The sequence below is a fragment of the Desulfosediminicola flagellatus genome (assembly GCF_005116655.2).
In the GTDB taxonomy this organism is placed as follows: domain Bacteria; phylum Desulfobacterota; class Desulfobulbia; order Desulfobulbales; family Desulfocapsaceae; genus Desulfopila; species Desulfopila flagellata.
Genome location: NZ_CP050698.1, coordinates 4,143,697 through 4,156,854, shown reverse-complemented (window position 1 = coordinate 4,156,854; position 13,158 = coordinate 4,143,697). Strand labels below are relative to the sequence as shown.

8 protein-coding genes and 1 riboswitch are annotated in these 13,158 nt (G+C 44.7%); of the genes, 6 read left to right on the top strand and 2 right to left on the bottom strand.

Annotation, left to right across the window (positions count from 1 at the left end):
* Window positions 1-173: 173 nt before the first annotated feature.
* Window positions 174-1,094, bottom strand: a complete 921-nt coding sequence (locus FCL46_RS17155; protein ID WP_136809946.1) for a carbohydrate kinase family protein — start codon at window positions 1,092-1,094, stop codon at window positions 174-176.
* A 464-nt stretch (window positions 1,095-1,558) separates the two neighbouring features.
* Between FCL46_RS17155 and FCL46_RS17150 the strand changes: the two genes are divergently transcribed.
* The 4 genes from FCL46_RS17150 to FCL46_RS17135 all read left to right on the top strand — a co-directional run bounded on the left by FCL46_RS17150 (window position 1,559) and on the right by FCL46_RS17135 (window position 8,758).
* Complete coding sequence (locus FCL46_RS17150; protein ID WP_136809945.1) at window positions 1,559-1,915, top strand: hypothetical protein; 357 nt, start codon at window positions 1,559-1,561, stop codon at window positions 1,913-1,915.
* A gap of 675 nt (window positions 1,916-2,590) precedes the next feature.
* Window positions 2,591-4,096: a methylenetetrahydrofolate reductase C-terminal domain-containing protein gene (locus tag FCL46_RS17145; RefSeq protein ID WP_136809944.1), complete on the top strand. Its 1,506-nt coding sequence runs from the start codon at window positions 2,591-2,593 to the stop codon at window positions 4,094-4,096.
* Between the two features lie 264 nt (window positions 4,097-4,360).
* The gene (locus FCL46_RS17140; protein ID WP_136809943.1) at window positions 4,361-5,551 is read left to right on the top strand and encodes an ABC transporter substrate-binding protein; all 1,191 of its coding nucleotides are present in this window, start codon (window positions 4,361-4,363) and stop codon (window positions 5,549-5,551) included.
* 45 nt (window positions 5,552-5,596) lie between these two features.
* On the top strand, window positions 5,597-8,758 hold the full coding sequence (locus FCL46_RS17135; RefSeq protein ID WP_136809942.1) for a hybrid sensor histidine kinase/response regulator: 3,162 nt from the start codon (window positions 5,597-5,599) through the stop codon (window positions 8,756-8,758).
* A 132-nt stretch (window positions 8,759-8,890) separates the two neighbouring features.
* Here FCL46_RS17135 and FCL46_RS17130 read toward each other — a convergent pair whose 3' ends face one another.
* Complete coding sequence (locus FCL46_RS17130) at window positions 8,891-9,748, bottom strand: NAD(P)-dependent oxidoreductase (RefSeq protein ID WP_136809941.1); 858 nt, start codon at window positions 9,746-9,748, stop codon at window positions 8,891-8,893.
* An 829-nt stretch (window positions 9,749-10,577) separates the two neighbouring features.
* Window positions 10,578-10,702: riboswitch (molybdenum cofactor riboswitch) on the top strand.
* Here FCL46_RS17130 and moaA point away from each other — a divergent pair.
* Window positions 10,692-11,708, top strand: coding sequence for a GTP 3',8-cyclase MoaA (moaA, locus tag FCL46_RS17125; protein ID WP_136809940.1), 1,017 nt, complete (start codon window positions 10,692-10,694; stop codon window positions 11,706-11,708). It overlaps the preceding riboswitch by 11 nt.
* A 2-nt stretch (window positions 11,709-11,710) precedes the next feature.
* Window positions 11,711-12,919, top strand: a complete 1,209-nt coding sequence (locus tag FCL46_RS17120) for a molybdopterin molybdotransferase MoeA (RefSeq protein ID WP_167506040.1) — start codon at window positions 11,711-11,713, stop codon at window positions 12,917-12,919.
* Window positions 12,920-13,158 lie beyond the last annotated feature (239 nt).

Below are 13,158 nucleotides of genomic sequence, written 5' to 3'. Positions count from 1 at the left end.
TGATTCAAACGGTTGTCATTTATCGGCTACCCACGCCTCACGCCTCACACCTCACACCTTTCTCCTCACTTTAATACGCTGAGGAGAAGGAGTAATTAGAAAATACTAAGTGAATCCTCATGGCTAAGGTCAAAGGTGCCTGAGGATTTACCTGAAGATAAGGAAAATATTTATTAGTAGCTGTCCTGACGCTTCTTAAACTCTTCCTGAGTAAAGCTGTACACCTGGGTGCCCTGACGCTCGACTGCAAATGAAGCACATACGCTTCCCATTTTTGCGCTTTCAACCAGATCTTTCCCCGCTGCAAGTCCACTCAGCAGAGCACCGCGATATGCATCACCGCAACCGGTAGGATCGACAACGTTATCAGCTTTTGCGACAGCTATTTTGGTTTCTGTGCCGTTGGTGAATAGACTGGAGCCATGCTCACCGAGAGTGATAATGGTTGAGTCCCCAAGTGCCAGCAGTTCTTCTCTGCTCAGTCCGGTTTTATTGAGGATCATGTCGAACTCATAATCGTTAACGATCAGCAGGAAGCAACCGGTGATAACCTCAATGAGATCAGCCGCATCAAGCACAGGTAATGCCTGGCCAGGATCGACAATGTATCGAATACCTTTCTCCTTGCAGATGCGCGGGTAGTTGATCATGTCATCAAGATTACCCGGAGAGGCAATGAGAATGGTGTTTTCAGGGTCCAGCCCATCAAAATCAAGATTTGAAGAATACTTCATGGCGCCGGGGTTAAAACCGGTGATCTGGTTATCACCTTTATCGGTGGTGATGTAGGCACCAGCAGTAAATTCTTCTTCTACGATTACTACTCCATCTGCAGGAATATTGTTTTTTTCAAGCCATTTGAAATATCTGCGATGGTCATGGCCAATGGTCGCAGTGATGGTTGGCGTGCTCTGCATGAGTTGTAATGCGTAGGCGATGTTTCCTGCGGTGCCGCCAAAATGTTCGGTTACGCCATCTACCTGAAAACAGACATTAAGCACGTGGATTTTGTCCGGGAGGATATGATCTGCAAAGTTTTCAGGGAAGGTCATAATTCTGTCATAGGCCATAGAGCCTGAGACTATAAGTTTCATGTGAGTACCTGTTTTATAGGAAATGTTACGTGATACAAGCGGATTATAAAATGACTCGATGGTTCACTATAATTCGGCGACAGTGGTGTGGCAAAAGCTTTTTCGGAAAGTGTGCAATAATATAATGTTTGCGTGCAATCTACTGAAAAGTATATGCAGGATTTGGTGGTTGTTTTTTTTGTGGTATGTATTGATAACAGTTAGTTGTGTTGGGTCTTGTAGATTGAGTCACGGGAGATTCTATGTGATTTGTCAGGAAGTTGCTGAATTTTTCTGTAAAAAAAATGTCAAAAACATTGTCTATACTCACGTAAATGGATAGGCTTAGTTATGGTTTGCTTAGATTTGTGATTTGTTGTAGCAGCTATTTTAACTCACTATTATTCTGAAATTTGGAAACGAAATCGTTTTTCTCCCGAGATGAACTCACGACATTATTATCGAAGTGTACAGGCGAAAGAATTATGGAAAATATGATTATATGGTTGGTTGCGGGTGTTGCGGTAATTGTCGCGGCAATATCTCTGTTACTTCTATTCAAGAAAAATAGAGATGTGCAGCAACTCACAGAAGAGCTTGCGGTGGTGAGGCAGGACAGAGATGAAAAGTCGGCTGCCTACGACGCTCTGCAAAAAGATTTTGAGGGGCAAATGGATGAAGTAGTCCAGGCATCCATTGAGAAAATTAGTCATGCCGAGCACGCTCGTGAAGAGGCGGTTCAGGCTGCTCAGGATAACTATGAGGCTGCGGCCGAAGTTCATGCTCTGCTGAAAGAGAAAGAAGAACTTATAAACAAAATGAAACAAAAGACTACCGGCTGATACTACCGTAATAGTGATTCATTCGACGATTTAAATCATGCTGTTTCGTCACATGTTGATACGTAACTCCTATTTATGACATGATATCATTGCCGGCGCAGGAGCATGCTGCTTCGGCTGATTGCTGTCTGTTTTGATGTAACTCCTTCCTGTAATATTCCTGATTAACTCACTCCTTTTTTACCATTTTCTCTGATGATGTTGAGAACCTGGTTTCCGGTGTTGTTAGCTGCCAAAAATGACATTAACTCAGGTGGAAACAGTTATCACTGTCTTTAATTGAACGTGTCTAAGTGATTAATCTGTCTTCCTCTTAAGAAAACACCGCCTTTATGTGGTGTTTGTAATTAATTGAAAACATTGAGATAAAAACAAATCGCTATTCATTTATCAGAATGTGTGAATATGCATATCAAAATTTATCATGAATGATGTGTCGTTTTCTCTTCTTTGAAGGTATATAATCAATTACTACTATGTGGTATGTGTGGGTGGTGTGGTATCGGTCTGCAGGGTAAAACAACGTACGCATAGGGTGATAGTGTTTTTTTGTCATGCACGCGATTGTTTACAGCATTTTCAGGAAACCACGTTTCCTTGAAATGTTAGAAAAACTGCATGCCTTGAAAGATTTGGGACTATGTTTCCCAAAGATATTAATAAGGAGATGGTTCTGTGATACGCAATTTCAATGATGATATTTCAACACCGGAGAAATTTGTAGTGACTCTCGAGCTGGTTCCCGGCCGGGAATTCAGCGGTGGTGCAATTGATACTATAAAACAGATTTCAAAGGACGCGTTTGATGATGGTCGTATCACTGCTGTTTCAATAACAGATAACCCGGGTGGTAATCCGGCTCTCAGCCCTGATGCGATTGGTCGTGAGATACTTGATTATGGCATGGACGTAATCGTTCATTTCACCTGTCGGGATACAAACCGAATGGGGATGGAGAGCAGGGCGCTTCAACTTGCCAGACTTGGAATGAAAAACATTCTTGCCCTTACCGGTGATTACTCGGGTAAAGGTTTTGGCGGTCGTGGCACACCGGTTTTTGATTTCGATTCAGTCATCCTCACTTCCATGCTCAACGATTTGAATAAACGATTAATAAAGACAGGCCATTCAGAAGTCTTTGTTACCGGTTGTGCAGTATCACCATTTAAATACACTGAAGCCGAAGCCTGGGTTCAGTATAGAAAGTTGCAGCGCAAGATAGAGGCAGGGTCCTCCTTTACCATAACGCAGCTTGGCTATGATATTGACAAGTATGAAGAACTGCTGATTTTCAATAAACACAACAACATCACCATTCCAACTCTTGCTTCTCTCTACCTTCTCGGCAAAGGACCTGCACGTGCAATGCACAATGGCAGAGTACCGGGCGTCTATGTCTCAAAGAAACTCTTTGAGCAGATTTCACAAGATTACGAGGTGAAGGGCGAAGGTATGAAACATGCTATCGAGCGTACTGCACGATTGGGTGTTGTTCTCAAAGGAATCGGCTACAAAGGTATCCATATCGGTGGAGTACATAAAAGTTTCGATACTGTAGCAACAATCCTGGATCGCATGGAGGCTATCGAGCATAACTGGCAGGATTATGTTGAAGAGTTCCGCGAAGACGCACCAAACAAATTCTATCTCTACAAGAATGCAGATAAGCAGGGAGAGAGCACTCCGGTAAAAGACGAGATTTCCTTTAATGTGGCAGATGATGCACATTACCTGTTCCTGCGTACAGCGCACGATCTGTTCTTTGATAAAAAGGCTTCGCTTGCCCCAATCTATAAAAAGATTTCTACAAAGCTTGATAAGAGCAACGCATCCTGGATGTTGAAAGCATTTCTTGAAGATCCTTTCAAGAAGCTGATGCTCTCATGCCAGAGTTGCGGTGATTGCGGGATTCAGCATGTCGGTTTCCTCTGTCCTGAGTCAGGTTGCCCTAAGCATACGAGAAACGGTGCATGTGGCGGTAGCCGTGACGGTTATTGTGAGGTGCATGAGGATAAATACTGCGTATGGGTCAGAGCATATCACAGGATGAAGAAACATAATGAAACAGATGAACTTACAGGTCATTTTGTGCCGCCACGGCTTTGGGAGCTAAAAGACACTTCGTCATGGATTAATTTCCACCTCGATAGAGATCACCAGAAAGACGAAAAAGCTGCCTGATTCTAAAAAAAAACTGTTCCAGAACATCCTGCGCCGGTCTGCCTTTTATGGTAGACCGGCGTTTTTTTTTAGATACGTGTAACCTGGTATATGATTTGTTTAACCGCTTATACCTGTATTACCAATAATTTTGGTTCACTTTTTTACCTGTAAACTTTAGTATCACTATCACGAAAACCTCTGAGATCGCTAACGTGGTTCTATTTGCAACCTGTTTACACTATGTGCTGGTAGAGTATGTAGCAGAGAGATGAGGCAATACCGATGATATATGAATGGCGTATACATGGTGAACCCGTGAATGTATTTACCCGTCTATTACTGATATGTAGCGTTTTGTTTGTGATTGTGCTCCGACAGGCTGATGCAGTTGCTGATGCATCAGGAACCCACACGGAACCTGAGCCGATAACTATTGGTGCAATCTTTTCGGTAACCGGTATCGCAGCACCTCACAACAGATCTCTCCTGGAGATGATTGCAGTTGTTGCGGAGAGAGTTAACGAAAACGGCGGTGTTTTAGGGCGTCCTGTTGAAGTGCTTGTGTTTGATAATAACAGCACCTCTATCGGTGCTCTTGAAGCAGCACATGCAGCGAGGGACGCCGGGGTAACTGCTGTTATCGGTGCTCACTGGAGTTCGCACTCTCTTGCCATCGCGCCGGTACTCAATGAAGCCGGTATACCTATGATCAGTCCCGCCTCAACTCACCCCGGTGTAACCCTTAATAAGGACTATGTATTTCGTGTCAGCTTCACAGACGTCACTCAGGGCCGGGCAATGGCCCATTTTGCGATTGAAAGCCTTAAAGCAAAGACAAGTATAGTCCTGAGTAATATCGATGAACAATACTCTGCAACATTAGCTCACTATTACAGTGAAGCTTTCCAGGCTGCTGGTGGTAAAGTAATACTTGATTATGGATACCGCGGTGCTGCTGCAGATTTTACACCGCTCATTGAAACCATCTCCCGTTTAGACACGGATGTAATCTACATTCCCGGATATTCTCGTGATACTGCCTTATTAATGAAGCAGGCCCGAAAACATGGGGTTACAGCTACATTTTTAGGTGGAGACGGCTGGGATATGCTGGAAAGGCTTATCCCTGAGGATGTTGAAGGGAGCTATCAGACGGCGCAATGGCATCCGGATATACCAAATAGGGTGAGCCATTTCGCCCAGAAACTGTTTGATGAATCAACGATTGATACCATCACTAATTATTCAACTCCTCTTGTGTATGATGCGTTTATGGTGCTTGTTAAGGCAATTGAAAACGCGGGAAGTACGGATCGAAAAGCAATCAGAGATGCAATTGCCGCAACTGACAACTATTTGGGCGCGACCGGAAGCATTTCCTTTGATGAGCATGGTGATCTTCGTGATACGAATGTTATTATCATGAAATATGTACATGGTAAGAGAGTCTTTAATTCCACGGTGAGCCCGTAACGTGCTGGCGCAAAGGGTATTTTAACTCCATCAACACTGTAAAAGATGATTAGAAGACTGCCCCTCAAAATAAATGTTGCATTGATAATGGCTATGCTGGGCATAGCGTTGGCTTTTGCCGCCTTCATTTATCCCCTTGAAACACGTCGAACAAAAGACCAGGTCGATCGTGTAAGAGTTCTTTTAGAGACTATTTATAAGCAGAAACAGAATGAATTTGCCAATGCTCTCTTTGCCGGCAGGGATCTGGCACAACTTGTGTCGCTCAGAGAAATTGAAGAGATCGTCGAAGAGATAGAAAATGCCTGCCTCCATAATGCTGATGGCTCATTACAATACTGTGCGGCTGTTTTGCGGCCAGTTCCTCATGAAATAATGACGTATTCAAAAGAACATGACAATACCACTTTCTGGGAATTTACAGAGGATGGGCAGGATTATTGCGTCTACATCAACAGCATTAATATTATTGGAGAGCGAGCAGCGTATCTGGCTATATATTACAACCTCAGCACTATAAAAAAAGATAATGCCCAGTTGATGTTGTTGTCTGTTGGGCTCTTTTTTACTGGGTTGCTGCTGATAATTCTGCTGCTAAATATTTTCCTGGAAAAGGCAATTATAGCCCCTTTAAATGTCTTGCGAAGAGGGATGCGCAGGGTAACAGAGGGCAACCTTGGGGAGACGGTTTTCCTCCCTGCGAAAGATGAAATTGGCGATATGGGAGCGACGTTTAATGAGATGTCACAAACCCTGTTGCACAACAGAGATGAGATTCGCCAATATCATAGCCACCTTGAGGATCTGGTTGCGGAACGGACCAGTGAACTTTTTGCATCGAAAGAAATTGCAGAGATTGCAGAAGCCGAGCAGCGTAAGCAGTGGGAGATTCTTCGTATTGTTATGGAGACTATCCCTAATCCCATGTTTTATAAAGATACAGAAGGGAGATATGTAGGATGTAATCGTGCTTTTGAGGAGTTTCTTGGTGCAACTCGTGAAGAGATACTGGGTAAAACCCTATTTGATTTTGCCCGACCGGAGATAGCTGAAAAGCTTTCACTCAAAGACCAGGAACTGCTGGAGGAGGCTGGCAGTGAATCCTACGATTGGTGTGTATTTGATAAAAACAGGAACAAACGCGAGATAACGTTTTCTAAAGCAGCCATCACAGATAGCAATAACACTGTGACTGGTCTGGTCGGCATAATGTCTGATATCACAGACCTTGTGCGGGCGCGTGAACAGGCAGAGCTTGCCAGCAGGGCAAAGAGCCAGTTTCTTGCCAATATGAGCCATGAGATCAGAACTCCCATGAATGGTGTTCTGGGGATGACGACGCTTTTAAGTGGTACTGATCTCGATATACGACAGCGTGAATTTGTCGAGACAATCGAAACGAGTGCTGACTCACTGTTGCATGTCATTAATGACATTCTTGACTACTCGAAAATTGAAGCAGGAAAGCTTGTTCTTCAGGAGCGGGAATTCGGGCTCTGTGAACTGCTGGATGATTGCATGGATATCCTGAAGGTCAAGGCGCTGGAGAAGCAGCTGGATCTGTTATGTGTGCCACATCCTGACCTGCCTGAGAGTGTTACAGGTGATCGCGGTCGATTAAAACAGATCCTTATTAATCTTGTTGGAAACGCGATCAAGTTTACCGAGAATGGTGAGGTGGTGGTGGGTATCCAGCCACTTGATATGGCGAATGGTCAGGTAGTGCTGAAATTTTCGGTCAGAGATACCGGGATCGGTATTGCAGCTGATCATCAGAATCTGTTGTTTGAGAGCTTCTCTCAGGTTGATGGTTCATATACTAGAAAATTCGGTGGAACCGGGCTTGGTCTTGCCATATCAAAGCAGCTTGTCAACCTGCTGGGTGGTGAAATTGAGGTGATGAGTGAAGAGAATCACGGTTCTGAATTCAGCTTTACTGTAAAAATGTCGTATGTAGAGAGTGGTAGTGCTAACGAGAAGAGTCAATTGTTACGCGATAAAAACATTCTTGTGGCAATAGAAAATGAAACACTCCGGAAGATGCTGGCTGAACAGTTGTGCAGCAGGGGGGCTCATGTGCAGGAGCGCAGTTATTCAGAATTACTGGGCGATTTTACTGCTAACGGAAAACTTGATATCCCGGATGCTATCTATGTCCAGGCTTCTCTGCTTACCGATGGGGCTTTGGCGAGTTATATTAAGGGTGAGCTTGCAGCCAGTGAGAATGCACCATGTATTTTTATAACAGGGGCGTCTGATTTAATCAGGGATGCTCTTGGCGGTGCGTGGGTATCCGGATGTCTTCCTGCGCCGGTACGCATCTGCGATCTCAAAAAGAGCATTGCAATCCTACGAGGTGAAAAGGAAGAGGACGTTGCGGTAAATGTATCACCGTTAGCTGTTGACTTCAGGAGTGAGCTGGACACTTCGCTGAGGGTTTTGATCGTTGAAGACAATCATATCAATATGCAGGTGGCAAGAGGGATTTTAAACAGGCTGGGGATTGGAGATATACATACAGCGGAGAATGGTGAAGAGGCGCTTACATTGCTCGAATCCAAACCGTTTGATCTGGTTCTTATGGATCTTTCTATGCCGGTTCTTGATGGATTCGCCACAGCTGAACGTATCCGTTCCGGTAAAACTACTCTTCTGAATCCTAATGTGCAGATAGTCGCCCTGACTGCTCATGCAATGCAGACTGACAGGGAGCGATGCCTTGCTGCAGGAATGAATGGCTACTTAAGTAAGCCGATTGAGTATGAAGAGTTGCTGCAGGTGCTGATTGAAGTGAGTCAGAGTTTAGAACAGGGAGGGCAAAAAAACATGCAGAAATCAGTAGTGGCGAGTGCAGTGTCTGCAGAAACTGATGCCCAGATTCTAGATATGCCTGATTTGGTTGACAGACTTATGGATGACAGGGAGACTGCTGTCATGATTCTTAATGAAGTGAAAAAAATGCTGCCTGAGCAATTGGATGAATTACATGACTCCATTGAGGCAGATGACTGTTATCAGGCTGGCAGGCAGGCGCATAAGATGAAAGGAGCTGCGGCAAATATTAGTGCTCCTGCGCTTTTTTCGATTTTCCGGGATATGGAAGTTGCTGGCAAAGAAGATAATATCGAACAGTTACACGAACTTTATCCGAATGCGGTTGCCGGATTGCATGATCTTATAGATGAGATTGAACGACTGGAAGAGTAGTTAGTGCCTGCCGAAACCTTACCATCCTTCTGAGAATATGCGATGTTCTCAGAAGGATGGTGAATAAAATAGCGTAAGGTTATGCACTCTTTCCCAAAGTGATGTTGCGAAGAGGTTGCCTTTGTTCCACCATTAAATAACTTTCATCACCGCAGAAAAATCCTCATCTTCACTGCCGTTATCCCGGGCCTTAATATATGAGTTGTTTGCTGCTGCGGCTGTATACATAGGCTGACTGTGTTTATCACCAAGCTGCAGGGCGAGACGCATATCTTTTTGCATATGTTTGAGCGGGAAGGCAGGGGCAAATTTCCCATCCGCCATAAGCGGCCCTTTCAGTTGAAACATAGGGTTGTTGATGGCACCTTGAGCAAGCACATCGATCACATCTTCCATTTTGAGGCCAATCTTATCGCCTAAGGCCAACCCTTCAGCAAAGGCTGTCATCATTGTGCCCATAACCATGTTGATTACCAGTTTCATCTGCGCTCCCTGACCTGTCTCAGAGAAATAATACGATTTCTTGCCCATTATATCTAAAGCAGGTTTGGCCAGGGTGTAGAGCGCTTCATCACCTGAACAGAGGAATACCAGTGTGCCGTCTTCCGCAGGTTTTTTACTCCCGGAAACAGGTGCTTCAAGAAACATCCCGCCTTTCTCTTTGATGGCTGCAGATATTTTTTGTGAAGTCTCAGGGGCTACTGTTGAAACATCAACATATGATTTGCCAGCTGACATCCCGGCAAGTACACCGTGCTCCCCAAAGCAGAGAGCTTCTGCTGCCTCGGGATCAGAGACCATGGCAAAGGTGATATCGCACTTTTCAATTACCGCTGCCGGGCTATCAGCATGTGAGGCACCCATATCGATGAGGCTGTCACATCGTGACGCGGTTCTGTTCCATACTGTGACGTCAAGACCAGCTTGTAGTAGGTTTGCCACCATAGCTTTGCCCATAATACCAATCCCGAGAAATCCATATTTTGTCATCGTGTGCTCCTTTGAGAGTCGTATGGTTATTTATATTGCGTTTATTTGAATCATTTAAACGTAAGCCGTGAGGTGCAAACTGCAGTATTTGTAAACAAAATATAACAAACGTAACTACTAACAATATTTAATGATTCTATATTGTAAAGTTGTATACGCTTCAATCCTGATGCCTCACCGTTCACGCTTCACCTCGTACCATCTTATCTAATCAGTATTGAGTATTCGAATAGATTTCTGATTTCCGATAAGCTCATAGGAGGCTGTCCGACAATAGGGTTTTTCGCTCAGATCGAGGCAAACTCGCAAAATTACCGGAGGCATATAGTTAATATTCCGAGGATAATTTTTCGAGTTTAACGAAGATATGGGTGAAAAGAGCATTGTCGGACACCCTCCTAGTCCAATTGCTGATAGTTCATTTTAATCATAGTAGTAGCAGGTGGCCTCTTTTTCAATATTGATTCAACTCTATGAGAGTCCAGTGTCCCGTCAACGCTGATCTGTCAGTATCTTGCTTGTCCTTTTTCGCTCCAGTGCTGTTGTGTATGTGTTACATAGCACAACTATGCGCCACATACACCGACAGCACTGGAACATAAAAATACGGTGCAATATACCGACATTCCATCATTGACGTGACACTAGCAGCAAGACCATGAATTGAGGAGCTTTTATTCGCGTCTGCTCACTGGTAGGTCGCGAAACTACAGGCTCTCAGTGATAATATTCTGTATATGCATATTAACGGATATTGCAATGAAACCTGTTTTCATGTAGATATTTCAAGACACATTCAATGCCTGTGCATAATGTGTAAGAGATGCGAAAATTAAAATAACTCCGAGCCAAAAGACCTACCTTTCCTAGTGAAGTATGGTTTGCGGCCGATAGGGTAATGCTGGAAACGGTATTGCCTTCCGAACCTTGAAAAGGAGTCTGCATGAATGCACGATCCTGCGCTATTGGCGCAACCGGTGTTTCAAAATTGGTCGATACTTTTGGCCGTCAGGTAACATATCTACGTCTTTCCATTACAGATCGATGCAACCTTCGTTGTCGCTATTGCATGCCTGAAGAAGGTGTTGATTTCCTTGATCATCAATCTATTCTCTCCTATGAAGAGATGGAAAGAATTGCCCGCATTTTTTTCAGACTCGGAGTTAATAAGATACGGATAACCGGTGGCGAACCATTTGTTCGCAAAGGCTGTCTCGGTTTCATGCAGCGTATATGCGAGCAGAATCCGGGGTTGAAGCTGCACCTCACCACCAACGGTGTCGCTGTTCTGCCGTATCTTTCGGACCTTAAAAAGTTAGACCTCAAAGGTATGAACCTCAGTCTTGATACCCTTGATGAAAAACGTTTTGAAGAGATTACCCGCCGCAATAAACTTGAAACAGTTCTCTCGGTTTTTCACGAGACACTTCGGCTTGGTATTCCACTTAAAGTTAACGCGGTGATCCAGACTGACACCAGCGATGATGAACTTGTCCGTATGGCAGGGCTCATTAAAGATAAGCCTGTAGCGCTTCGCTTTATTGAGTTGATGCCGTTTTCAGGTAAAGAGCATGTAGAGCGCTCCATGGAGCTGCCTCTTGAAACACGATTGTTCAGACTCTTTCCAGGATTAAAAGAAATATCCTCCAATAACATCGAAACCGCACGTCGCTTTTCAGCAACAGGCTATCAGGGAACGCTGGGGATAATTGAAGGCGAATCACGAAAGTTCTGTGGTTCCTGTAACAAGCTCCGCATCACCTCAAGCGGTATGATGAAAAACTGCCTTTACGATAAAGGGGTTCTAAATCTGCGTGAGCTGCTCAGGACTGATATTACCGATAGTGAACTGGCCGAAGAGATTGCCTCAAGTGTCAGCAAAAAGCTCGTTAACGGTAAAGAAGCTGCGCGGTTAAACGAAAAAGACAGTGAAGAATCGATGGCATCAATCGGGGGATGAACATGATTACAGTAGCAGAAGCTATTCGGATTCTGCAGGATAACCTGCCTGAGCCGCGAATCATCAACATCTCTCTTGAAGACGCATTTGGCAGGCGCCTTGCTGAAGATATCAACGCCCCGGAACCATCTCCCAGATATACAAGTTCTGCTATGGATGGGTATGCATTGCGCTGGGATGATGTACACGGTGTATCAGTCAACGAACCCGCAAAACTTAGCATTGTCGGTGAAAGTCAGGCCGGTGTACCGTATGAAAATAGTGTAGGTGCAGGTGAGGCAATACGTATCAGTACCGGCGCTATGGTGCCTGAGGGTGCGGATACGGTTGTACGAGTCGAGGACACCGAAGAAACTGATGGCAAGGTGGCGGTTTTTGCCTGTAAAAAACAGGGCCAGGACGTTCGTTATGCCGGTGAGGAGTTTGCTGCCGGAACACAACTCATGGAACAGGGGCTGGTGTTGAAATCACGGCAGATCGCTCAGCTTTCGTCTGTAGGTGTAAAGACTGTCGCTGTTTATGATACTCCTCTCGTCTCACTGTTTATTACAGGTACAGAGCTTGCCCATTATGGTGATGGTGAGATAAAGCCGTTTCAGGTGCGCGACTCGAATGCTCCGATGCTAAAGGCGGCCATTCTTGAAGCTGGCGGGCGCATTGCCGAGTGTATGCATGTTGAAGATGATTTTGAGGTGACCGTTGAGTCAATGCGTAAAGCGTTGCAGCAGGATTGTGATATCATTCTTTGTTCAGGTGGAGTTTCAGTTGGCCGCCATGATCATGTAAAAGAAGCGGCAGAGCAGGTAGGCTTTGAACAGCTGTTCTGGAAGATCCGTCAGAAGCCGGGGAAACCGCTTTTTGTGGCAAAAAAGGGCAGGACATTACTCTTTGGTTTGCCGGGCAATCCCGTTTCCGCCTTTATGTGTTTTCAGAATTATGTCATCCCAAGTCTTGCCGCTCTGCAGGGTGTGAGTCATCTGAAAAAAACCATCTCTGCAAAGGCTGAGGTTGCTATTGAAAATAGTGGTAAACGCACCGATTTTATTCGGGTGGTTATTACCGATGAACCGAATTCAATTCCTACGATTAAACCAATCTCACAGCAGGGCTCGCATATGTTGAGTTCAATAGTGAAGGCCGATGGTTATATTGCTGTTGAAGCGGCTACTACCCTGGCTAAAGGGGAGCTGACCGACGTTTTTGTGTTCTAAGCGAGTTTTACGCCTGATATCATGTGAGATGATGTCTGAAACCTGTATCATCTCACATGCACTTCCTCCCCCGCGATATCAAATGTGTCTCAATGTTCCCAGTTTTCTCGTGTGAGCTATTACTCATCACCCCTCAGCCCTCTCTGCTCACCTTCGCTGGTAAGCCATGTTGGTCAAACCAATTTCCCCAGCTGACACTAAGGCTCTAACAACTGAAAATCTTCATGTTGTGATATAGA

Coding starts and splice junctions, on each gene's coding strand:
- FCL46_RS17155 (WP_136809946.1), bottom strand. CDS start 1,094: ATGAAACTTATAGTCTCAGGCTCTATGGCCTATGACAGAATTATGACC.
- FCL46_RS17150 (WP_136809945.1), top strand. CDS start 1,559: ATGGAAAATATGATTATATGGTTGGTTGCGGGTGTTGCGGTAATTGTC.
- FCL46_RS17140 (WP_136809943.1), top strand. CDS start 4,361: ATGATATATGAATGGCGTATACATGGTGAACCCGTGAATGTATTTACC.
- FCL46_RS17135 (WP_136809942.1), top strand. CDS start 5,597: ATGATTAGAAGACTGCCCCTCAAAATAAATGTTGCATTGATAATGGCT.
- FCL46_RS17130 (WP_136809941.1), bottom strand. CDS start 9,748: ATGACAAAATATGGATTTCTCGGGATTGGTATTATGGGCAAAGCTATG.
- moaA (WP_136809940.1), top strand. CDS start 10,692: ATGAATGCACGATCCTGCGCTATTGGCGCAACCGGTGTTTCAAAATTG.
- FCL46_RS17120 (WP_167506040.1), top strand. CDS start 11,711: ATGATTACAGTAGCAGAAGCTATTCGGATTCTGCAGGATAACCTGCCT.